Origin of the sequence: Sphingomonas sp. JUb134 (assembly GCF_004341505.2) — a bacterium.
Taxonomy (GTDB): domain Bacteria; phylum Pseudomonadota; class Alphaproteobacteria; order Sphingomonadales; family Sphingomonadaceae; genus Sphingomonas.
This window is the reverse complement of sequence record NZ_SLYP02000001.1, coordinates 3,372,324-3,393,700: the sequence shown is the minus strand read 5'-3', so window position 1 is coordinate 3,393,700 and position 21,377 is coordinate 3,372,324. Positions and strand designations below refer to the sequence as shown.

The window sequence follows — 21,377 nt, the reverse complement described above, 5'->3', positions numbered from 1 at the left end:
GTGATCGATACCGCCATCCTGCTGGCAGCCGGTGAAGGAAGCCGGCTGCGTTCCGCAGCGCCGTTCAAGCCCTTGTGTACCGTCGGGGGCCGCCCCCTGGTGGATCACGCGATTGCGGGGCTGGCGGAGGCAGGCATGGCGCGCGTCGTGGTCGTGCTCGGCTATGGTGCCGAGCAGATCGAATCTCATCTCGGCGGGCGGGCTTGGCCGCTCGCCGTCGAGACGGTGCGGGTCGAGGATTATCGTCAGCCGAATGGCGTGTCCGTGTTGGCGGCAGAGCGGCATGTTGCCGGCGCGCCGGCCTTGCTCGCCATGTGCGATCATCTTGTCGACCCGGCGCTCTATCGACGGATGGCGGAGACGGGCGAGGCGACCACCGGCGCTCGCTTGGGGATCGACCGGCGGCTCGACAGCGACTGGATCGACCTGGACGACGTGACGCGCGTGCACACGGCGGGCGAGCACATCGTCGCGATCGGCAAGGGGCTGCATCCCTACGACTGCTTCGACACGGGCGTGTTTGCGGTGGGGGCGGGGCTGTTCGCCTCGCTACGGACGCTCGCGGCGCCCTCGCTGACGGAAGGGATGCGCGCCCTTGCCCGCGACGGCGAGGCACGGGTGACCGATTGCAGCGATCTCGACTGGATCGACGTCGACGACCAGTGGGCGCTCGACAAGGCGGAGGCGTGGCTCGCGGCCACCAGCGTCGCGTAGGCGCAGGTCCGTTGAGCGCAGGCTGGTGACGCAAAAGAAAGGCCGGAGCATGAAGCTCCGGCCTTTCTTGTTCGTACGGTGAGGACGCGACCGCGTAGTGCGATCGTGCGAAGCTTACTTGCTGCGCTCGACCTGCTCGAAGTCCAGTTCCACAGGCGTGGCGCGACCGAAGATCGACACCGACACCTTGACCTTCGACTTGTCGAAGTCGAGTTCCTCGACCAGCCCGTTGAAGCTGGCGAATGGGCCGTCGAGCACCTTCACCGAATCGCCGATCTCGAAATCGACCTTGATCTTCTGCTTGGGAGCAGCGGCGGCTTCCTGCTTGGTGTTCAGGATGCGCGCGGCCTCGGCCTCGCTGATCGGCTGCGGCTTGCCCGACGAACCCAGGAAGCCCGTCACCTTGGGCGTGTTCTTCACCAGGTGATAGACGTCGTCGTTCATGTCGAGCTTGGCGAGGACATAGCCCGGAAAGAACTTGCGCTCCGACTGCACCTTCTTGCCGCGACGAACCTCCGTCACGGTCTCCACCGGCACCTCGACCGATTCGACCAGCCGGTCGAGCCCGAGGCGGGTGGCGTCGGCCAGGATCTGGTCGCGAACCTTGTTCTCGAAACCCGAATAGGCGTGGATGATGTACCAGCGCGACATGCAGTATCCTTTAGGCGGCCAGGCTCAGCAGCATCTTCACGATCGCGTCGAACGCCGAGTCCACCGCGAAGAAGAAGACGCCCAGCAGCGTTGCCATGATGACCACCATGACCGCCGTCATGACCGTTTCGCGGCGCGTCGGCCACGTGACCTTCTTGGTCTCGGTCTGGACCTGGCGGATGAACTCTGCCGGAGATGTCTTCGCCACTGTTTCACCTGAAAGTCTTGTGCGTCACCAACCGCGGGGCAAGGGTCCGCTGCCCGGTTCCTTTCCGAAGGAACCGGCGCAGGCCATCCACGCTGTCGGATTGGGTCTGGTATCTAGCGACGAAGCCTGCACGGTGCAAGCGATGGATGGGAAGGGCCCGCAGGGGCCTCTTCCCTGCTGTCAGAGGAGCCCCACCGCGAGGAAACCGCCGACCAGTGCCACCAGCACGGCGATGCCGATCAGGTTCAGACGACGTTCGATGAACGCCTGCACGGGAGCGCCGTAGCGCTTGAGCAGGAAGGCGATCAGGAAGAAGCGGAAGGCGCGGGTGACCAGCGCCGCGGCCATGAAGGCAGCGAAGTTGAACTTGGCCAGGCCGCTGGCGATCGTCACCAGCTTGAACGGGATCGGGGTGAGGCCCTTGATCAGGATGATCGCCGCGCCCCACTGCGCGTACCAGGCCTGGAACTCGTGTGCCTTGTCCTCAAGCCCGTAGAGGTGGATCAGCCACTGGCCCAGGCTGTCCCACAGGAAATAGCCGATCGCATAGCCAAACGCACCGCCGAGCACGGACGCGATCGTGCAGATCGCGGCGATCCGATAGGCGCGCTCGCGATGCTGCAGCACCACCGGAACGAGCACCACGTCGGGCGGGATGGGGAAGAAGGAGCTTTCGCAAAACGACACCACCGCCAGGCTGCGAACGGCGTGGCGATGGTTGGCGAGGCGAAGCGTCCAGTCGTAGAGCGCGCGAAACATCGACAGGTCCTGGAAAAAGGCAGGCGACATGCCGGAAGGCGTGCCGGAAACCCGTCGCGGTCGCGCCAGGCGCGGGTTTCCTAGGCGGCCCGCAAAGGGCAGGCAAGCGGTCGAGGGATAGTGCGCCCGCCTGAGGCGGCAAAGCAGCGGTGGTCGGGCGAGCGTGGTCGCATCATGCTGCTGAAGGGAGACCTTGCCGCCGCCTCAGGCGAGGCGACGGCAGGTGCTGGCAGGAGTGGAGGGACTCGAACCCACGGCCCTCGGTTTTGGAGACCGATGCTCTACCAACTGAGCTACACTCCTATTGCCCCGCCCTGTATCCGCCGTTTCCGCCGGGGGCAAGGGCCCTCGGCATGCAAAAACGAGCGGGATGCACCGGGCGCCGGCTCCCGCGAGGGGCAGCCGGGAACTCAGGCGGCGATGTCGTAGGGCTTGATCTCGCCGTTCAGGTACAGGTTACGGGCCTTTGCGCGGCTGAGCTTGCCCGAGCTGGTGCGCGGCAGCGTGCGCGGCGGCACCAGTTCGATCACGCAGTTCATGCCGGTGACGGCGCGGACGCGCTCGCGGATCTCTTCCCGCAGGCGCTGGCGCTCGGCATCGTCCGACGCGCGACACTGCACCAGCACCGCGGGCGTCTCCTCGCCTCCGGGAGTGGTGATCGCAAAAGCGGCGATGTCGCCGGCCTTGAAGCCGGGCAGCTGCTCGACCGCCCATTCGATGTCCTGCGGCCAGTGGTTGCGGCCGTTGACGATGATCATGTCCTTGGCCCGGCCCACGATGTAGACATAGCCGTCCGACATGTAGCCCATGTCGCCGGTGTCGAGCCAACCATCGGCCATGCACGCCTCGGTCGCGGCCTCGTCCCGGAAGTAGCCGACCATGACCGACGGGCCCTTGCACCAGACCTTGCCGATCGCGCGCTCGGGCAGCGGGGTGCCGTCCTCCTCGCGGATCTCGACAGTCATGTCGCGCACCGGCTTGCCGCAGTTGACGATCGCGCGGAATCGCTGCGGGCGATCACCGTGGCGGTCCCCGCCCGAGAGCTCGGTCTCCTCGACCAGCTCGACCTGGATGCCTTCGCCCGGCGGCATGATCGAGACCGCCAGCGTCGCCTCCGCAAGGCCGTAGCTGGGCAGGAAGGCGGAGGCCTGGAAGCCTGCGTCGCCGAACGCATCGACGAAGCTCTGCATCACGTCCGGGCGGATCATGTCGGCACCATTGCCTGCCACGCGCCAGCGCGACAGATCGAAGCGGTCCGACGCCTTGGTCTGCGACGACATGCGGCGCGCGCAGATGTCGTAGCCGAAGGTCGGCGAGTAGGAGAGGGTGGTGCCGGTGTTGCGGCTGATGAGGTCGAGCCAGGCGAGCGGGCGCCGCGCGAAATCCTCGGTCTTGAGATAGTCGGTCGACACCTGGTTCGCGACCGGCGACAGGAAGCAGCCGACAAGGCCCATGTCGTGGTACCAGGGCAGCCAGGAGACACAGCGGTCGGTGCCGACCAGCTTCATGCCGTGGCTGTGCGCGGCCAGGTTGTTGAGCAGCGCATGGTGCGTGATGGCGACGCCATGCGGGAAGCGCGTCGAGCCGCTCGAATATTGCAGATAGGCGATGTCGTCGCCCTTGGCGGTCGGCAGCTCGGCTTCGGGCGCCTCGCGGGTCGCGAACTCGGACCAGTCGATCCCTTCGACGCCGGCGATGCGCGCCGCTTCACCGGCCATCTGCGCGAGCTCGGGCGGGAAGATCAGCATCTTGGGGTCGCAGCTCGAAAGCTGGACGCGCAACTGCTCGACGTAGGCCTCGCGGCCACCGAAGGAGGTGGGCAGCGGCAGCGGAACCGGCCAGGCGCCTGCATAGACCACGCCGAAGAACAGGCTCGCAAACTCGGCGCCGGTCTCGGCCACAAGGGCGATGCGGTCCTCTGGGCAAACGCCGGCGGCGATCAGGCGGCGTGCCTGGGCCAGCGCGTCTTGGCGCAGCTCGGAATAGGGGTAGGCACGGATCAGCGTACCGCGCGCATCATGGAAGTTCAGCCCCCGGACGCCGGAGGCTGCGTAATCCAGCGCCTCACCCAGCGTATCGAAGTCGGCAAAACGGCGCGGCAGCGTATCGGTCGTGGGTGTGCCACCCGGTGCCGTTGCTTCCATATCGGTGTTCATCGTCAAAAAGCGTCCTCCCTGCGGCGACGGCCCGCCATCCAGCGCGCGAACGCGCGACGGCCTGGCGTCACGGCAATCCCGTTCAAAATCACTGCCCAGTGTGGCACAAACATGGCGTATGTCCTACGCCCGCCGCCCCACCGCCTCGCCTAAGCCGCTCGACGCAGCGGCGCTCGAGCGGTTGGCGTTGCGCTATGTCGAGCGGTACGCGACCACCCGCGCACGGCTGCGCCAGTATCTTGCCCGTAAGCTGCGCGAGCGCGGCTGGGAAGGTGCAGAAGCGCCGGCGGTCGATTCGCTGGCGGAACGCATGGCCGAGCTACGCTATGTCGACGACCGCGTTTTTGCGGAGAACAAGGCTGCCGCAATGGGGCGGCGGGGGCTGGGCGCGCGTCGGGTCGAGGAGGCTCTGCGGCACGCGGGTGTCGAGGCCGACGACATCGAGGAAGTCGCGGGGGCCAGCGCCGATGAGGCGGCGGAGAGCGCACTGAGCTTCGCCAAACGTCGGAAAATAGGGCCGTTTTCGCCGTCGCCTGCGGCGCCGGACCTCGTGCGGAAGCAGGTGGCCGCGATGGTTCGGGCCGGGCACGCGCCGGCGATCGCATGGCGGATCGTGCGCCTCACGCCGGGAGAGGACACGGGATTTCTTCTGGACGAGGAAAACCGAAACAAAACGTCGCCATCCGGCTGGGAGCTGTGATAGGCCTTCGAGCCGGGGGAACAATATAGATGCGTGCGGAACCGCAGCGCGCACCGCTCGACCGCGAAGGCGAGACGCGCGAAGATCAAGAGAGGGGAGCCGGCGTTGCCGATGCGGCCGTTGCCGTGTCCGGCGTCGTCAAATGGTTCGACGTGACACGGGGCTTCGGCTTCATCGTCGCGGACGATCCGGAACATGGGGACGTGCTGGTGCACTTCTCCGTGCTTCAGCCGCACGGCAGGCGGACCTTGCCGGAAGGCGCACGGGTCGAATGTCTGGCCACGTGGCGACAGCGCGGCATGCAGGCACGCGAAGTGCTCTCGATCGACCTGTCCCAAGCAGTGGAAGAACAGCGGCCGCGCGCCAGCGGTCGAAGCGAGCGCGTCGACCTGATCGCTTCGGCCGGAGCGTTCGAGCCCGTCGCCGTCAAATGGTTCAACCGGCTCAAGGGCTATGGCTTCCTGTTGCGTGCAAGCGACGGCGCCGACGTGTTCGTCCATATGGAAACCCTGCGGCGCGGTGGTATCGAGGAACTCGAGCCCGACCAGCCGATGCGCGCACGGGTGGTGGAAGGCGAGCGCGGGTTGCTCGCCGTGGTTGTCGAGAGGGCGGAAGCGTGATCAGCAAGGGTGTGCGGGCGGCGCTGGTCGCAGCGGCGATGGCGCTGTGCGGTGCGTGCACGAGCAACGGCAATGAGGCGAGCAACGCGGCGAGCGTGTTGCCCCGGACCGAGGTCACCATCGAAAGTGCTGGCGGCGCGCACCGGTTCGACGTGGAAGTCGCCCGCACCGAAAAGGAGCAGGCCGACGGCCTGATGTACCGCACCAATATCCCGCAGGACGGTGGCATGTTGTTCGCGCCCTATCCGGCCGGCGGCGGGGCGCCGCGCGCGGCAAGCTTCTGGATGAAGAACACGCCTTCGCCGCTCGACATTCTGTTCATCCGTGCGGACGGGACGGTGGCGACGCTTGCCGAGAACACCATTCCGTTTTCCGAAGCGCCGGTATCGTCGCGTGAGCCGGTCAGCGCAGTGCTGGAAATCCGCGGCGGTCGTGCCGCCGAACTCGGCATCGCCGAGGGGGACAAGGTGCGCTGGAAGGACGTCGCGGCCAAGTAAAGATGGCCGGATCGCCCGCTTTCGCCCCGTGGGACGTTCGAAGCTGGTTGCTGGCGGGCGCGGGCAGGGGTAAGCGGCAGCGCATGGGCATGCTCAAATCGATCTTCACCTGGTGGGAAGGCGCCACCATCGGCACCACGCTTGCACTGCGCGGCAGGAAGAAGGTGGGCACCGATTCGTTCGGCAACGTCTATTACGAGGGCGGCTCCGACACGAACGGCCAACCGCGCCGCTGGGTGATCTATGCGGGCAACAACGACGCGAGCCTCGTGCCGCCCGAGTGGTTCAGCTGGCTGCACCACCAGATCGACGGCCTGCCGAGCGAGGCGCTTCCGCCGGTCCGTACCTGGGAAAAGCCGCCGGAGGGCAACCACACCGGCACGCCGCTTGCGTGGCGGCCGCCGGGCGCGTTGGATCAGGGCGGCCAGCGCATTCGCGCAACGGGTGATTACGAGGCGTGGAGCCCCGACGCGTGAATCGCCGCCTGGCCCTGATCGGGCTGGTACTGGCGGTGCTGGTCGCGGTCGGAGCCTGGCTTTACCTGCGCCCAAGCGCTGAGCGGGGGGACGGTGCTCCCGATCCGGAGGCGGTTGCTTTCGACGCGGCTGACGGTGCGGCGCCCGCAGCGGATGTCGTGAGCGTGGCGAGCGGCGACGCGGTCGCGGTGCCTGGCGCGACGCCGATGGCGGAGCGGGTCGCGATCATCGGCTTCCTGAACAAGCGGAACGGGGAAACCCGCGAGCTGACCATGAAGCCGGGCGAGGCGCGGCGGATCGGCGATGCCGTGGTCCGTCTGCGCGCCTGCGAGCGCACGGCGCCGTGGGAGCAGGAGCAATATACCGGCGCGTTCGTGCAGCTCGACGTCCGCGGCGCGGACGGGCGCTGGCGGCGCCCCTTCTCGGGCTGGTTGTTCAAGGAGCGGCCGGCGCTGAACGTGGTACAGCACCCGATCTACGACGTATGGCCCAAGAGCTGCACGATGCGCTTCCCTGAAACCGGGCCGGACACGGTGTCCGTGCCGAGCCCAGGTGGCAGCCGGTCGAGCGCGAAGAAGTCGGGCGGCGACTCGGCGGGCGCGGCACCATCGGGACCGGCTGCTCCTGAGCCAAGCGCGGCGGCCAACAGCACCGAGTAATCGGCTCGGTCGACCTCCACGACGCCCAGGGTGGCGAGGTGGTCGGTTTGAAACTGGCAGTCCAGAAGCGTGAAGCCGCCGACCCGGAGCCGGGCGACGAGCCAGGCGAGCGCGACCTTGGATGCGTCGGTGGCGCGGCTGACCATGCTTTCGCCGAAGAAGGCGCGGCCGAGCGCCAGGCCGTACAGGCCGCCGACGAGGCGATCGCCGGCCCAGCATTCGACCGAATGGGCGAAGCCCAGCGCGTGAAGGCGCAGGAACACGTCTTCGATCGGGCCGCTGATCCAGGTTTCTGGGCGGTCCGGGGCGGTTTCGGCGCAGAGCTGCAGGATATCCCCAAACGCCTGGTCGACGGTGACGCGGAAGCGATCGGCGGCGAGCGTTTTTCGAAGCGAGCGGGAGCAGTGGAAGCCGTCGAGCGGCAGGATGCCGCGGCGCCGCGGCTCGACCCAGAAGACCGAGTCGGCATCGCGATGGTCGGCCATGGGGAAGACCCCCATGGCATAGGCGCGCAGCACCGTCTGGGGATCGAGGGGCACGGACGGGGCCATGGGGCAAGACTAGCCGGTTGGAGACCCAAAGGAAAAGGGCCGGCGGCACATGCCACCGACCCTTCGGAACCGACTCGAAGAAAGTTGGATCAGGCCTTGCAGCTCTGCGCCGGCTTGCCCGGCTGGGTGAGGGTGATCGACTTGGCGTCGCCGGTCAGGCTGTAGCCATCGGCCTTGAGCGGATCGCCGGCCTTTTCGGCCTTGAGCGAGACGGCGGTGCCGCCCTTTTCGGTGCGCAGGTTGGCCAGCTTGTCGCCCGCGAAGAAGTCGACGTAGACGAGCGTGTTGTCCTTGCAGCGGAAGGTGCTGGTCGCCTTCACCGCCGGCGGCAGTTCGACCGGAGCGGCGTTGGCGAGCTGGGAGGCCATCGGGTCCGGCGCACGGGCGTCGACGGTCTCGGTCTTCTGTTCGCAGCCCGCGAGAAGAGAAAGCGCGAGGGCCGCAGCGGCAGTGGGGAGCAGGGAGCGTTTCATAGCGCGGGTTGCTTCGCCCATGGGATACGCCCCGTCAAGCGTAAGGAGATAACAAAACACGCGGCTGCTGTGTCGCAGCATTACCCGAAACGACCCGCCGGAACCGTAACGACCGGCCCTGTGTGGGAGCGGTACCGCCTCCGAGCGGAGGCGGCGCCGCAGTGCGGCAAGCCCTAGGCGTCAGGCGTTGCTGCTGCCGGTCTGGCTGCGCATGCTGCCCCGATCCTGGACGAGCGAGGGCGCCGGACCCGTAGCGGGCCGCAGCGCATCGCGCTCGCCGGCGGGGACCGGCGCGGTCGGATCGGGGCGGAACGCCTCCGGCGCGCGATCCTTGGGGCCGGGGTGCGGCTTGTCGAGGGCGAGATCGACCGGGACGTGCTCGCCGGTGCCGACATCGCCGGCGCGGGCATCGCGCTGCTGACGCGCGAGCAGCCAGCCGCCAAGCCCGAGCGCCACGCCCAGCAGGCCGATGCCGGCCGTCATCAGCCGGGAGCGGGCGGGAGCGGCCGCGGTGCGGCGACGAGTAGCGGGGGCCTGGGCCATGAAGATCCTTCCTGAGTTCGGTTCTGCGCGCTCCAACCGCCGGGGCGGGAGCGGGGTTCCGGTTGGAGCCGGGGGCGGGTCGGTCGCCCGGCGCCCCGGCTCCCGCTCTAGCAGGAGGCCCGGGGCGCGGGAGCCCGGCGTCAGGCGCCGGCGGTGCTGGTGTCGTCAGCGCCGCCCGTGCCGCCGCGACCGAGGCGGGCGGGGAGCGTCTTGCTGCCGTTCGCCTCCAGCCCGAGCGCGGTGATGGTGTCGATCGCGGTTGCGCCCACCACAAAGGCGACGGCGCCCCAGATCGCGCGGTTGCGCGGGCTCTTGGCCGCGGCGAGGCCGAGCGCGGTCAGGTCCATCGCGTCGCCGACGACCCGGTTCCACATGCGGGCCGAATGGGCGGGCGCCTGGAGCAGGCCGACGCCGGCGGCGACTTCGCGCGCGCCGAACGCGCGGACCAGCCCTTCGTGGCCGTCGGCATCGAGGGTGCGGGCGATGCGCCGGGCGCCGAGCAGCTCGGCTGCGCCCAGCGCAAGGCTGAACACGCCGAGCCCGAGGCTGAGTTTCCTGGCATCCATGGTCGGTCTCCTTCGTCAGGGGCGGCTCCCCGGCGAAGGGGAGCCGGCCGGGTCAGTCGCGCAGGTCGGCGGGCACGGTGCCGCCGTTCGCCGCGAGCTCGCGCATCACCGCCTTGTGCAGCCAGATGTTCATTTCGGCCGAGCCGTCCTTGGCGCCGGTGTAGCCGAGCTCGGTGGCGAGCTCCTTGCGGTTATCGAGGCTGGCGTCGAGATCGAGCAGCTTCATCAGATCGACGATCGAGGTACGCCAGTTGAGGCCGGGGTGTGCGGCCTCGCGCGCCTTCAGCACCGCCTCGACATCGACCGGCTGGCCGCTGGTCGGCTCGGCAGCGGTGGTCTGCGGCGGGGTGGCGGCGCCGGGCACCGGATCGGGGATGTGGACGGGGACGGTCTTGGTCTGGGTGACGGTGCCGTTCTTGGCCGCCGCCGCCTCTGCGCGATCCTTCTGGCCGAAGTAGTTGTCGCCGAAGGGGCCGCCGTCCTTGCCGAAGATGGCCGTCTTGATCTTGCCGAAGATGCTCATGCTCTCGTCCCGTGATGAGGTTCACCTGGATTAACGAGCGGGGGCCGGGCTGGTTCATCCCGCCCGTCGTGCGGAGGTGGCATGTCGTCCGGAGCGGGCGCCGCGGCGGCATCGCGCGCCGTCTGGGCATCTAGCACGGCCATGGCGTCCAATTCCGCGATCGCGGCCCTGTCCTCCTCGCTGAGGTAATCGTCGTCGCTGAGGATCGGGATGGTCATCGGCCAGGCGGCGGGGTTCCAGGGCGCGCGCGGGACCGGATCGCAGGCGGCTGGGTCGGGAAGCGGCGCTTCGGGCGCGGCGGCACGCGGCGAGCGGGGCGGGCCGCTGCCGTCGAGGAGCGCGCCGAACCAGGCGTCGCGTGCGGCGTGATCCGGCGCGAACTTCTCCTGCTCATGGATGCGCAGCTGCTCCACCTCCTCCATGTCGAGTTCGCGTTCATAGTCCGCGTCTCCGTAGCGGCCGAAGCAGTCGCCATCGAAGCCCGGCGGCGGCGGGAAGCGGGTGCGCCATTGCTCGTGGATGTCGCACCACCAGACCGGGTCCGCGGCCTGGGCGGGCGCTGCCGGCTCCGGCTCGGGCGGAAGTTGAGGAAGTTGAGGCTCGGGCGGGGGTGGCGCAACTTCGGGCTCGGGGATGGCGACGCGCAGCAGGCCGGCGGCCTCGGCGCGGCGCCACTGGTCCGCGGTCCATTCGGCGCGGTGGGCGGGATCGCAGTCGGAGACGTCGATCTCGCTCGCGAGGCCGGCGCCGGCCTGGAGGAAGCGATCGGCGCGGGCGAGGGCGACGACCGGCTCAACGTCCGCCGCCTGTTCGGCGCGGTTGGCGAGGAACAGCGCGGCGCGCGCGGGGCCGGCGTCGCGGCCGAGCAGATCGAAGAAGCCGTCGAACTCCTGCGCGACGATGCGCGCGGCGTGATGGGCGGGGCCGGAGGCGGGCGCGTCGGCCTGGGCATCGAGCCGGGCGAGCAGGCGCGTGGCGAGGCCGTTGTCGTAGCGGTGGCGCGTCCAGGTGCCGCCATCGGGGCGGGTGCCGGTCTCGGTCTGGCCATAGAGGGCGCGGGCGAGGAGCGTGTCGGCGACGCGTTCGCGGGCGAGCAGGTTGGCGGCGTGCCAGCCGAGCGCGAAGCCGGCGCCGGCCGCGCGACGGCGCAGCGCATAGGCGGAGGCGACGGACAGGTCGACGATGCGGCAGGCGTTCTCGACCGTGTGCCCTTCGGCCACGCATTCGAGGAAGCGGCGCTGGCGTTCGGGCGTCCAGCCGTCGTGGCGGAAGCGCGAGGTGGCTTCGGGGGTGTCGAGGATCGCCTCGGGCGCGTCGGCGGCGCTCATCGCGCGGCCTGGCCAAGCCGGCGGAACAGGGCGGCGGTGCGCTCGGCGGCTTCGCGGGCGCCGGGCTGCGGGGGCACGCGGGTGCCGATGCGGCCGGCGTCGAGGTGGTCCGACCAGGCGCGGGTAGCGGGATCGTCGAGGTCGATGGCGTCGCGGACGGTGCGCGACAGCATGGGGAGCGGGGCGGGCGACGGCTGGGGGCGGTGCATGGGCGTCCTCCTTCAACAGGCGGACCGGCCATCTATCGCAAGTCGGGGGTTGTAGGACAGCGTGCTGTGCGAGGCGTAGCGAAGCTATGACGAGCGTCGACAGCACGCCCGGACGGCGGCGCTACGGGCGCCGACCGACGCCGCGGCTTTGCCGCGGCGCATGCAGTTCAGAGCCCCGCCCCCGAGAGCGCAGCGAAGCTGCGCGCGAGGCTTGCCAGGGCGAGGGCCGGACGGCGGCGCTGCGGGCGCCGACCGACGCCGCGGCTTTGCCGCGGCGCATGCAGTTCAGATGCTCAGCCGAGCACTTCGCGGACCGCGCGGCGCGCGATGTCGCGCGGGCACTGGTCGACCGGGAAGAGGCGGCGATGGAGCGGCACGAAGGCCGCGAACGCCTGGTTCGACGGCGAGGTAATCTGGGTCTGCTGAATCGATTGAATGAAGTTCATGATGTTCCTGTTGTTGTTCCAAAGAGACGCCGTCCGGATGGACGGCAGCCGCCATTCTCGCGTCCCGCCGGCGTGCGGCGGGGCATGGGGGAATAAGGCGGAAGCGGCGCGAAAGTTCCGGATGCGGAACGGGTCAGCGCCTGAGGTTGGATGTGGGGTGTAGGGTAGGTTGGTTCAAGAGTGGCTGCGAAACCGCTTGCCGGTAAGGGCGGACGGGCGCAGCCTGCGGATGGGAGGCGGGCTGAGTGCCCGGCCGCGTTGAACCCGAGGCTTTTTGTAGCTACATAAAGGGGCGGCAGTGGAGATCCATTTCGATCCCGCAAAGCGCGAGGCGACGCTGCGCGAGCGCGGGTTGGACTTTCTGGATGCGGCGCGGGTGTTCGATGGGCCTGTGATCGAGTTCGAGGATGATCGCTTCGCCTATCCGGAACGGCGTTTCGCCACCTATGGGCTGCTGAACGAGCGGCTGGTGGCGGTGATCTGGACCGCGACTCCGACTGGGCGTCGCATCATATCGATGAGGAAGGCCAATGACCGCGAAGTCACCAAATACCGGGGCTGGCTGGCTTGATCCGGCGGACGACGCCCCAGAACTGACCGACGAGATGATGGAGGTCGCCGAGTTTCGCATCGGCGACAAGGTGATCCGGCCGGCGACGGGCTATCTCGGGCCGAACGGCGTGGTGCGCGGCCGCCCGCCGTCGCGTGACCGGGCCAAGCAGCAGGTGACGCTGCGGCTGGACCCGGACGTCATCGAGAAGTTTCGGGCCGAGGGGCCGGGGTGGCAGGGGCGGATGAACGAGGCGTTACGGAAGGCTGTGGGGTTGTAGACGAAGCTACAACCTTCAAGCCGCGTCATTAACACGTTGAGTACACACGTTGGCTACCTCGCCTGTAGATCGCTACTTTATATAGGCTGGATGCTTAGCTCGATTCGTTCCTCAACGGACTAGTCGCCACACGAGTGTGCTGGCCTTCAAGTTGAAAGAAGCGGAGGTAGACGGGATGGAACATAGGTCTACATCAGATCTGATGCGGATAGCCGCCGCCGGGGGAGGGCTGGATATGAATGCAACCTTCCGAGACGCTGCCGATCTCATGAGGATTGCGGCTTGTGCAAATAGTGGAGGTGGTCAGATCCGACTGCGAGGAATGACGCATCGACCCACGGCCGACCTCGTGCGTATCGCTGTTGCTGGTGGCGGGAGAGTTACTTTTGCGGACTAGCAACATACTCCTGAGCTAAAGTGGGAAGATCTAAAACGGTATACTTCTGAGAGCTGGCTACCGGATAGGTTGAGTATACCAGGCGTATGAAATCTGCCCAATTGAGCTTTTTTGTCTCAGATATAATGTGGTCTATAGCCCACTTCGTATCGTTATCGACGACTGGAGTGTAGTTGTCGTTATTTAGCTCAACTACTTCTTTCTTGTTCCCGAAAACGGTGCTGGTGCGACGAAGGTTCAAGGTGTCGCTGTTTTCGACGCACCGTTTGATGTCCCAAACGAACGGACCGTAGTTGTCGAAGTACCAATCTATGGAAGAGACGGATGGCTTCCCATTGATTAAACTTAGCCAGTCCGCCAAATACACCATCTTGGTGACGCGTGCGTTCGAAAGCTCTTCCTTATATGGGTAGTGCTTCGCTATGTATGCGATGACATCCTCTAACCTTGACGTCATAAGCCGCTCGCTTTCGCAATTGAGGGCGTGGGAGCATATGCTCTAAATGCCTTCAGCATTGGGGCATAATCAGTCGAAAACTGTGAAAGCGCAGCCTCTAGCGCCTGTTCATCGAATCTATCCTGTCTCATCGACTCGACGAGAACCACTGCAATCGGCTCGCCGTTGGAATCTACTCGGTGAGCCCCGAGAAGCTTTGACTTCATAGCAAACCTGACGATGTCGGCTGTCGGAATGCCATAACGTGCTTCAGTGTTCCTCGTGTAGTTTGCACCGTTCCCAAGCGTGTTCTCAAATGACCAGCCTTGCTGCCACCCTTTGGCTATGCAGCCCTGATCATCCGGGTAGAAGGGTCTGCCGGGCTTTCTGAGTACCGGATTTGGTGAGTATCTACCAATCAACACAAAATGACTGTTACCATCATGGACGTATAGGGATGCTCTAGAATCGTCTTTGTGAGATATCGCAAGCTTAGACGCCAGATCGGTCATTAGTCCGTCGCACAATGTGCGTAAGCTCTCGCCCACAAGATCAACTTTGCTTTGCAAGCTCTTTATTGATGGCCGCAGGACAGACTGAATAAGAGTGACTAGAAAGCTTAGAATGGCAACAGAAAAGAACGTCGGGCCAATCCAATCGCTCATTACCATTAGAAAGGTCGACGAGCCGGGGTGGCTCTTGGCCGCTTCTGCCCAATCGTAGGTCAGGAACGCCCCCGAGATGGCCGTAGCAAGCGTAAGCGGCGGCAGCCCAAACCGACTTAGCCAGTCGGCGAAGCGCGCCCGTTTGGTAAGAGTTCTCGTAGGTTGAGGTGGGGTCACCGAGGCAACTTACAGTCCTCCTGATCGCTGTCTAGTCTTCACTCTACTTCGTGTTCGGCATGAAGACTGTTGGCCGCAGTCCTTCACTCCGCCGCCTGCGCCACCTTCCGCCGCTTCAGCAACGGCGCGAGATACTTGCCCGTGTAGCTGCGCGGTTCCTTGGCCACCTGCTCGGGCGTGCCTTCGGCGACGATCTCGCCGCCCTTGACGCCGCCCTCCGGACCCAGGTCCAGGATCCAGTCGGCGGTCTTGATGACGTCCAGGTTGTGCTCGATCACGACCACGGTGTTGCCCTGCTCGACCAGCGCGTGGAGCACTTCCAGGAGCTTGCGCACGTCCTCGAAATGAAGGCCGGTGGTGGGCTCGTCGAGGATGTAGAGGGTGTTGCCGGTGGCACGGCGGGCGAGCTCCTTGGCGAGCTTGACGCGCTGCGCCTCGCCGCCCGACAGCGTCGTCGCCTGCTGGCCGACCTTGACGTAGCCGAGGCCGACTTCGGCGAGCATCGCCATCTTGTCGCGGATCGGGGGCACCGCCTTGAAGAACTCGTGCGCGTCCTCGACCGTCATGTCGAGCACGTCGGCGATGGACTTGCCCTTGAACTTCACCTCCAGCGTCTCGCGGTTGTAGCGGGCGCCGTGGCAGACGTCGCACTCGACATAGACGTCGGGGAGGAAGTGCATCTCGATCTTGAGCACGCCGTCGCCCTGGCACGCCTCGCACCGGCCGCCCTTGACGTTGAAGGAGAAGCGGCCGGGCTTGTAGCCGCGCGCCTGCGCTTCGGGGAGGCCGGCGAACCAGTCGCGGATCTGGGTGAAGGCGCCGGTGTAGGTGGCCGGGTTCGAGCGCGGGGTGCGGCCGATCGGCGACTGGTCGATGTCGATGACCTTGTCGAGGTGCTGGAGGCCGGTGATCTTGTCGTGCTTGCCCGCCAGCACGCGCGCGCCGTTGAGCTGGCGGGCGGCGGCGGCGAAGAGCGTGTCGATGGTGAAGCTCGACTTGCCCGAGCCCGAGACGCCGGTGATGCAGGTGAAGGTGCCGAGCGGGATCGAGGCGGTGACGCCCGTCAGGTTGTTGGCGGTGGCGTTGTGGACGGTGAGCTTCTTGCCGGTGCCCTTGCGGCGCTTGTCCGGCAGCGGGACTTCGCGGGTGCCGTTGAGATAGTCGGCGGTGACGGAGCCCTTGGTCGCGAGCACTTCGGACAGCGTGCCCTGGGCGACGACCTCGCCGCCGTGGACGCCGGCGCCCGGCCCCATGTCGATCACATAGTCGGCGGTGCGGATCGCATCCTCGTCATGCTCGACCACCAGCACGGTGTTGCCGAGGTCGCGCAGGCGCCGGAGCGTCGCGAGCAGCATGTCGTTGTCGCGCTGGTGGAGCCCGATGCTGGGCTCGTCGAGGACGTAGAGGACGCCGGAGAGGCCGCTGCCGATCTGGCTGGCGAGGCGGATGCGCTGGCTCTCGCCGCCCGACAGCGTGCCGGAGGTGCGGTCGAGGTTGAGATAGTCGAGCCCGACGTTGTTGAGGAAGCCGAGGCGCTCGTCGATCTCCTTCAGGATCGCGGCAGAGATGGCGCGGTGCTGGTCGTTGAGCTTGGCGGGGAGCGCCTGGAACCAGGCGAGCGCGTCCACCACCGAGAGATGGGTGGCGTGGGCGATGTCCTCGCCCGCGACCTTCACCGCCAGCGCCTCTGGCTTGAGGCGCGCGCCGCCGCAGGTCTCGCAGGGGTGGCTGGCCTGGTACTTCGAAAGCTCCTCGCGCATCCAGGCGCTCTCGGTCTGGAGCATGCGGCGGTTGAGGTTGCCGATCACGCCCTCGAACGGCTTCTTCACGTCGTACGACTTCTTGCCGTCGACGAAGGTGAGGGTGACGGGCTTGCCGGCGGTGCCGTGGAGGATGACGAGTTGCACCTCGCCCGGCAGGTCCTTCCACGCGGTGTCGAGGCTGAAGCCGAACTCGCGCGCGAGGCTGCCCAGCACCTGCATGTAATAGGGCGAGGGCGGGTTGGACTTGGCCCAGGGGACGATCGCGCCCTTCTTGATCGTGAGATCGTGGTTGGGGACGACGAGGTCGGCGTCGAACTCGAGCTTTTCGCCCAGGCCGTCGCAGGCCGGGCAGGCGCCCTGGGGCGCGTTGAACGAGAACAGCCGCGGCTCGATCTCGGCAATGGTGAAGCCGGAGACGGGGCAGGCGAAGCGTTCGGAAAAGACGATGCGGTTGGCCGGGATGCCGGCCTTCTTCATGTTGCCGCCTGCCTGCGCCTCATCCTCGCGCCCCGGCACCACCGCGTCGACCAGGTCGACATAGGCGAGGCCGTCGGCGAGCTTCAGCGCGGTCTCGAAGCTGTCCGCCAGGCGCGTGGCGATGTCGCCGCCGGTCACGAGCCGGTCGACCACCACCTCGATGTCGTGCTTGTACTTCTTGTCGAGCGCGGGCGCGTCCTCGATCAGATGGACCTCGCCGTCGATGCGGACGCGCTGGAAGCCGGCCTTCTGCCACTCGGCGAGTTCCTTGCGATACTCGCCCTTGCGGCCGCGCACGACGGGGGCGAGCAGCAGCAGGCGGGTGCCCTCGGGCAGCGCCAGCACGCGATCGACCATCTGGCTGACGGTCTGCGCCGCGATCGGCAGGCCGGTCGCGGGCGAATAGGGGATGCCGATCCGCGCCCACAGCAGGCGCATGTAATCGTAGATCTCCGTCACGGTGGCGACCGTGGAGCGGGGATTGCGGCTGGTCGTCTTCTGCTCGATCGAGATCGCGGGGGAGAGCCCCTCGATATGCTCGACATCGGGCTTCTGCATCATCTCCAGGAACTGGCGCGCATAGGCGGAGAGCGACTCCACGTAGCGGCGCTGCCCCTCTGCATAGATGGTGTCGAAGGCGAGGGAGGACTTGCCCGATCCCGACAGGCCGGTGATCACCGTCAGCGTATCGCGCGGGATGTCGATGTCGACGCCCTTGAGGTTGTGTTCCCGCGCGCCGCGGACGGAGATGTGGGTCAGACTCATGGAGGGCGTTCTACTTCCGTTCTGTGCGGGATGCCAGATGCGGGAGATAGGAAGCGGGGGCGGCGGTTGCGAGGGTGGGGGGGGGCGGCGGTGCCATACGGTTCTTTCCTGTCTCAGGATGGTGAAGCCTGCGACGCATTGTAACCAACGGATTAGTCACAGGACGGCTCGCCTTCGGTTCACCTCCTTTGTTTTTCGCGGCCGCTGCGGAGTGCAAGGAGGTTTGTACTCCTTGCGTTCGCCCTCTCACGGTAAGCCCTTTTTGCGATGATACTTGCATAAGCTCGCCTTGCCCTGCCATCTACAAGTAGTCTTCAAGGGAACTTTGGGGTGGGGATGTGACAGATGAAAAACCGAGAGCGGAGCTTCGGGGCTTTGCGGCGACTGGCATACTCGGTTCGCGGAGCTACCGTCTCGATCTAACGCCGCCTGCCTCGATAATTGTCGGTCCGAACGGGACGGGTAAGAGCACTTTCCTGAGCCTGTTTTATCTTTTCGTAAGTCGACAGTGGCAGCGGCTAAATGAATTTGAATTCGATACTCTCACACTCTTTCATTCAAAAGGCGAGACGTCTTTAACTAAGGCTGATCTGCTTACCTTTGACGCAGTCCCGACAAAGAGGATGAATTCCGATCGTATCATTGCACGTGTGCAAGAGCGAGGTGCTCTCGACCTTCTATACAAGAACTCATTGAGTAAGCGTGGCCTGCGGGCCGCCTTGCCCGTTTTGCCGTAGCTGGGATGTTTGTCGCCTTTGACGAGGGCGATAGCGGTGCGGGAAGTTTTCGGGTCCGTGGAGGTGGTCGGCCGGGTGTCGGGCCGGCGGAGTTGGTCGGACGAGGAGAAGCTGGAGATCCTGGCCGAGGCGTTCCGGCCTGGCGTCCGGGTTCGCGATGTTCTTGAGCGGCGCGAGATATCGAGCGGGCTGGTGTATACGTGGCGCAAGCAGGCGCGGCTGGGCAAGCTGGGCGGCATAGCGCCCGCGCTGCCAACATTCGCCGAGGTGTGTGTGGCTGAGGTTCCTGCACCACAGCCGGCGACATCCACGCCCGGCCTCATCTGCATCGAATTGGCGGGTGGCGTGCGGGTGAGCGTGGACGGCTCGGTGGACGCCGGCGCGCTGGCGCGGGTGCTGTCGGTGCTGAGGTGAGTCCGACGCCGTTGCCGACGCGAGTGTTCCTGGCCTGCGGCGTGACCGACATGCGCAAGGGCTTCGATGGGCTGGCGGTGCTGGTCCAGCAGGTGCTGCGCGAGGATCCGCATTCCGGCGCGCTGTTCGCGTTCCGGGGCAAACGCGGTCATCTGGTCAAGCTGCTGTGGTTCGATGGCCAGGGGCTGTGCCTGTTCTCGAAGCGGCTGGACCGGGGCCGCTTCGTCTGGCCGGTGACCGCGACCGGCGCGGTGACGCTGACGCCGGCGCAGCTGTCGATGCTGCTGGAGGGCATCGACTGGCGCCGGCCCGAGCGCACGTTCGTGCCGACACTGGCGGGCTGAAAACGGCGGTTTCGCGTGGCTTTTGCTCGCCCGTCGGCATGCGATCTGCTATGCAATCCTGGTGTCGGAAGCGCCCGTTTCCTCAGCTGATGTCATCGCGCGGATCGCCGCGCTGGAGGCTTCGCTCGCCCGGGCCAATGCCGCGCTCGTCGCCCGCGACCTGCTCATCGACACCCTGCGCGGGCAGATTGCCTGGCTGCGGCGGATGCAGTTCGGCGCCTCATCCGAGAAGCTGGGCCGCGAGGTCGAGCAGCTCGAACTGGCACTGGAAGAGCTGGAAACCGAGCGCGATGTTTCCGCAGTCGAGACTGCGGCACCCGAAGTAGCGCCGCGACCGGCACCGGTCCGCAGCCTGCCGGACCACTTGCCGCGCGAGGAAGTAGTCCATGAGCCGGCATCTGGTGCCTGCACCTGCCCGGACTGTGGCGGCATGTTGCGTCGCTTGGGCGTGGATACGCACGAGATGCTCGACGTCATGCCGGTCCACTGGCGGGTCGTGCGCAACGTTCGCCCCAAATATAGCTGCCGGGCTTGCGAGAAAATCGTGCAGGCACCCGCGCCGGTCAGCGCCGTGGCGCGGGGCAAGGCGACCTTCGCCACGCTGGCGCATGTCGTCGTTTCCAAGTTCGACCACCATCTGCCGCTCTATCGTCAGGCCGAGATGATGGCGGCGCAGGGCCTCGACATCGACCGCTCCACCCTTGCCGGCTGGACCGGGCAGGCCGCAGTCCTGCTCGACCCGGTCGTCAGCCGTATCCGTGATGCTGTCTTGACCGCAGACAAGATCCATGCGGACGACACGCCGGTGCCGGTGCTCGACCCGGGCCGAGGCAAGACCGCGACCGGGCGGCTGTGGGTATACGCGGCCGATGACCGCGCGTCCGGCAGCACGGCGCCGCCCGCGACCTGGTATCGCTTCACACCCGACCGGACCGCCGCGCACCCGCAGACGCATCTCGCCGGCTTCCGCGGCTTCCTCCAGGCCGATGCCTATGCCGGTTATGACGGGCTGTACCGCAGCGGTGTCACCGAGGTAGCGTGCTGGGCGCATTACCGGCGCAAGGTGTTCGACCTGCACGAGCGCATCCCCACGCCGCTGACCACCGACATCCTCCAGCGCTTCGGCGCGCTCTATGCCGTCGAAGCCGAGGTGCGCGACCAGCCACCGGATGTCCGGCACCGAGTGCGACAGGACCGAACCAAGCCGTTGGTCGGCGCCTTGCGCGAGGTGCTCGACGCTGCCCTTCGTCGCCTGTCGCCCAAGTCCGATATGGCCAAGGCCATCGCCTATGGCACCAAACGCTGGCCGGCACTGTGCCGCTTCCTCGACGACGGCCGCCTGGAGATCGACAACAACATCGCCGAGCGTGCCCTGCGCGGCGTCGCCGTTGGTCGCCGCAACTGGCTGTTCGCCGGCTCCAGGGCGGGCGGCGAGCGTGCCGCCGCGATCTACACCGTCATCCAGACCTGCAAGGCCAACAGCGTTGACCCGCAGGCGTACATCGCCGACGTCATCGCCAGGGTCGCCGACGACTGGCCCGCCAGCCGCTGGGACGAGCTCATGCCGTGGAACTGGGCTCGCGAACCTGCCAGGCTGGCGGCATGAGCGCCGAAACCGTTGCCCGCCTGCACCTCGTCCTGGACAACATCGAACCCGCCATCTGGCGCCGGGTCGACGTGCCGGTCACCGCCAGCCTCAAGATGCTCCACGATGTCGTCCAGGCTGCGATGGGCTGGGAGAACTGTCATCTCTGGCACTTCGAGGCCGGCGACCACCGCTACGGCGTGCCGGACCCGATGTGGTCGGAAAGCGGCATGGCGGCCGCCAAGAACGTGAAGCTCGCCGCCCTCCTCGACCGGGGCATGAAAGAACTCGTCTACACCTACGACATGGGCGACGACTGGCGGCACACCATCACCGTGGAAACGGTCGGCCCCGGCGAGCCTGACGTCAAATACCCGCGCTTCGTCGCCGGCGAACGGCGCTGTCCACCCGAGGATGTCGGTGGCTTGCCCGGATACGAGATGTTCCTCGACGCCATGGGCGACCCCACTCACGAGGAACACGACCGACTGCGCAACTGGTATGGCGGCCCTTACAACCCTGACGACATCGACGAACGCTTCACCCGGCGCGCCGTCGCCGCCATCGCCATCCGCCGCCATGCTGGCAAGCTCGCCTACCAGAAGAGCCGGCCGCAATAACAAGGCGGCCTACCGGCCACGCTTACCTCATTGACGCGAGAGGAGCGTGAGCGCCTCTCCTCTATCAGTGGCTTTGCCGTCGATCAGC

At 66.8% G+C, this 21,377-nt stretch carries 26 protein-coding genes, 1 tRNA gene and 1 pseudogene; 12 read left to right on the top strand and 16 right to left on the bottom strand.

Features of this window, described 5'->3' with window-relative positions; genetic code table 11:
• Positions 1-714, top strand: coding sequence for an NTP transferase domain-containing protein (locus EDF69_RS16000; RefSeq protein WP_132883483.1), 714 nt, complete (start codon positions 1-3; stop codon positions 712-714).
• A gap of 114 nt (positions 715-828) precedes the next feature.
• Here EDF69_RS16000 and nusG read toward each other — a convergent pair whose 3' ends face one another.
• The 5 genes from nusG to EDF69_RS15975 form a co-directional block, all read right to left on the bottom strand.
• Positions 829-1,365, bottom strand: coding sequence for a transcription termination/antitermination protein NusG (gene nusG / locus EDF69_RS15995; protein WP_125960777.1), 537 nt, complete (start codon positions 1,363-1,365; stop codon positions 829-831).
• A gap of 10 nt (positions 1,366-1,375) precedes the next feature.
• Positions 1,376-1,573 (bottom strand): preprotein translocase subunit SecE, encoded by a 198-nt coding sequence (gene secE, locus EDF69_RS15990; protein ID WP_125960778.1) that lies wholly within the window; start codon positions 1,571-1,573, stop codon positions 1,376-1,378.
• 180 nt (positions 1,574-1,753) lie between these two features.
• Positions 1,754-2,362, bottom strand: a complete 609-nt coding sequence (locus tag EDF69_RS15985; RefSeq protein ID WP_239434792.1) for a YqaA family protein — start codon at positions 2,360-2,362, stop codon at positions 1,754-1,756.
• A gap of 197 nt (positions 2,363-2,559) precedes the next feature.
• Positions 2,560-2,635 (bottom strand) — tRNA-Trp (locus tag EDF69_RS15980).
• Between the two features lie 107 nt (positions 2,636-2,742).
• On the bottom strand, positions 2,743-4,488 hold the full coding sequence (locus tag EDF69_RS15975) for a fatty acyl-AMP ligase (RefSeq protein ID WP_132883484.1): 1,746 nt from the start codon (positions 4,486-4,488) through the stop codon (positions 2,743-2,745).
• Between the two features lie 118 nt (positions 4,489-4,606).
• On the opposite strand from EDF69_RS15975, the gene EDF69_RS15970 reads away from it, so the two are divergent.
• The 5 genes and pseudogenes from EDF69_RS15970 to EDF69_RS19705 all read left to right on the top strand — a co-directional run.
• Positions 4,607-5,188 carry a regulatory protein RecX gene (locus EDF69_RS15970; protein WP_132883485.1) on the top strand — a complete coding sequence of 194 codons (582 nt, stop codon included), beginning with the start codon at positions 4,607-4,609 and terminating at the stop codon, positions 5,186-5,188.
• A gap of 29 nt (positions 5,189-5,217) precedes the next feature.
• A complete protein-coding gene (locus EDF69_RS15965; protein WP_125960781.1) occupies positions 5,218-5,808 on the top strand; it encodes a cold-shock protein in 591 nt (196 codons plus the stop codon).
• Positions 5,809-5,846: 38 nt separating this feature from the next.
• On the top strand, positions 5,847-6,305 hold the full coding sequence (locus EDF69_RS15960) for a DUF192 domain-containing protein (protein WP_132883519.1): 459 nt from the start codon (positions 5,847-5,849) through the stop codon (positions 6,303-6,305).
• A gap of 83 nt (positions 6,306-6,388) precedes the next feature.
• Positions 6,389-6,781 carry an NADH:ubiquinone oxidoreductase subunit NDUFA12 gene (locus tag EDF69_RS15955; RefSeq protein ID WP_132883486.1) on the top strand — a complete coding sequence of 131 codons (393 nt, stop codon included), beginning with the start codon at positions 6,389-6,391 and terminating at the stop codon, positions 6,779-6,781.
• Between the two features lie 206 nt (positions 6,782-6,987).
• Positions 6,988-7,221: pseudogene (locus EDF69_RS19705) on the top strand (DUF2155 domain-containing protein); the annotation flags it as partial.
• A gap of 35 nt (positions 7,222-7,256) precedes the next feature.
• Here the strand turns inward: EDF69_RS19705 and aat are convergent.
• The 8 genes from aat to EDF69_RS15910 form a co-directional block, all read right to left on the bottom strand.
• Complete coding sequence (gene aat / locus EDF69_RS15945) at positions 7,257-7,991, bottom strand: leucyl/phenylalanyl-tRNA--protein transferase (protein ID WP_132883487.1); 735 nt, start codon at positions 7,989-7,991, stop codon at positions 7,257-7,259.
• A gap of 89 nt (positions 7,992-8,080) precedes the next feature.
• Positions 8,081-8,464, bottom strand: a complete 384-nt coding sequence (locus EDF69_RS15940; RefSeq protein WP_132883488.1) for a hypothetical protein — start codon at positions 8,462-8,464, stop codon at positions 8,081-8,083.
• 180 nt (positions 8,465-8,644) lie between these two features.
• A complete protein-coding gene (locus EDF69_RS15935; RefSeq protein ID WP_239555527.1) occupies positions 8,645-9,007 on the bottom strand; it encodes a hypothetical protein in 363 nt (120 codons plus the stop codon).
• A gap of 140 nt (positions 9,008-9,147) precedes the next feature.
• Positions 9,148-9,573, bottom strand: coding sequence for a hypothetical protein (locus EDF69_RS15930; RefSeq protein WP_132883489.1), 426 nt, complete (start codon positions 9,571-9,573; stop codon positions 9,148-9,150).
• Positions 9,574-9,625: 52 nt separating this feature from the next.
• On the bottom strand, positions 9,626-10,096 hold the full coding sequence (locus tag EDF69_RS15925) for a DUF3597 domain-containing protein (RefSeq protein ID WP_132883490.1): 471 nt from the start codon (positions 10,094-10,096) through the stop codon (positions 9,626-9,628).
• Positions 10,093-11,424, bottom strand: a complete 1,332-nt coding sequence (locus tag EDF69_RS15920; protein WP_132883491.1) for a hypothetical protein — start codon at positions 11,422-11,424, stop codon at positions 10,093-10,095. Before EDF69_RS15920 ends, EDF69_RS15925 begins: the two co-directional genes overlap by 4 nt.
• The gene (locus EDF69_RS15915) at positions 11,421-11,633 is read right to left on the bottom strand and encodes a hypothetical protein (RefSeq protein ID WP_132883492.1); all 213 of its coding nucleotides are present in this window, start codon (positions 11,631-11,633) and stop codon (positions 11,421-11,423) included. Before EDF69_RS15915 ends, EDF69_RS15920 begins: the two co-directional genes overlap by 4 nt.
• A gap of 293 nt (positions 11,634-11,926) precedes the next feature.
• Positions 11,927-12,079: a hypothetical protein gene (locus tag EDF69_RS15910; protein WP_164521262.1), complete on the bottom strand. Its 153-nt coding sequence runs from the start codon at positions 12,077-12,079 to the stop codon at positions 11,927-11,929.
• Positions 12,080-12,377: 298 nt separating this feature from the next.
• Here EDF69_RS15910 and EDF69_RS15905 point away from each other — a divergent pair, with 298 nt between their 5' ends.
• Both EDF69_RS15905 and EDF69_RS15900 read left to right on the top strand, forming a co-directional pair.
• Positions 12,378-12,650: a BrnT family toxin gene (locus tag EDF69_RS15905; protein ID WP_132883493.1), complete on the top strand. Its 273-nt coding sequence runs from the start codon at positions 12,378-12,380 to the stop codon at positions 12,648-12,650.
• Entirely contained in the window at positions 12,610-12,909 is a 300-nt protein-coding gene (locus EDF69_RS15900; protein WP_132883494.1) for a BrnA antitoxin family protein, read from the top strand. The genes EDF69_RS15905 and EDF69_RS15900 overlap by 41 nt, the downstream gene beginning before the upstream one ends.
• A 380-nt stretch (positions 12,910-13,289) precedes the next feature.
• Here EDF69_RS15900 and EDF69_RS19965 read toward each other — a convergent pair whose 3' ends face one another.
• The 3 genes from EDF69_RS19965 to uvrA all read right to left on the bottom strand — a co-directional run bounded on the left by EDF69_RS19965 (position 13,290) and on the right by uvrA (position 17,589).
• The gene (locus EDF69_RS19965; RefSeq protein WP_204991404.1) at positions 13,290-13,676 is read right to left on the bottom strand and encodes a Panacea domain-containing protein; all 387 of its coding nucleotides are present in this window, start codon (positions 13,674-13,676) and stop codon (positions 13,290-13,292) included.
• An 83-nt stretch (positions 13,677-13,759) separates the two neighbouring features.
• Positions 13,760-14,407, bottom strand: a complete 648-nt coding sequence (locus tag EDF69_RS15890) for a hypothetical protein (protein WP_165890023.1) — start codon at positions 14,405-14,407, stop codon at positions 13,760-13,762.
• A gap of 260 nt (positions 14,408-14,667) precedes the next feature.
• Complete coding sequence (gene uvrA / locus EDF69_RS15885; protein ID WP_132883497.1) at positions 14,668-17,589, bottom strand: excinuclease ABC subunit UvrA; 2,922 nt, start codon at positions 17,587-17,589, stop codon at positions 14,668-14,670.
• A gap of 773 nt (positions 17,590-18,362) precedes the next feature.
• Between uvrA and tnpA the strand changes: the two genes are divergently transcribed.
• The 4 genes from tnpA to EDF69_RS15865 are packed head-to-tail and all read left to right on the top strand — an operon-like array spanning position 18,363 to position 21,289.
• Entirely contained in the window at positions 18,363-18,740 is a 378-nt protein-coding gene (gene tnpA, locus EDF69_RS15880; protein WP_339537905.1) for an IS66-like element accessory protein TnpA, read from the top strand.
• The gene (tnpB, locus tag EDF69_RS15875) at positions 18,737-19,084 is read left to right on the top strand and encodes an IS66 family insertion sequence element accessory protein TnpB (RefSeq protein WP_304537245.1); all 348 of its coding nucleotides are present in this window, start codon (positions 18,737-18,739) and stop codon (positions 19,082-19,084) included. Before tnpA ends, tnpB begins: the two co-directional genes overlap by 4 nt.
• A 43-nt stretch (positions 19,085-19,127) precedes the next feature.
• Positions 19,128-20,690: an IS66 family transposase gene (tnpC, locus tag EDF69_RS15870; protein ID WP_425336666.1), complete on the top strand. Its 1,563-nt coding sequence runs from the start codon at positions 19,128-19,130 to the stop codon at positions 20,688-20,690.
• The gene (locus EDF69_RS15865) at positions 20,687-21,289 is read left to right on the top strand and encodes a plasmid pRiA4b ORF-3 family protein (protein WP_132884633.1); all 603 of its coding nucleotides are present in this window, start codon (positions 20,687-20,689) and stop codon (positions 21,287-21,289) included. Before tnpC ends, EDF69_RS15865 begins: the two co-directional genes overlap by 4 nt.
• The last annotated feature ends 88 nt before the right edge of the window (positions 21,290-21,377 follow it).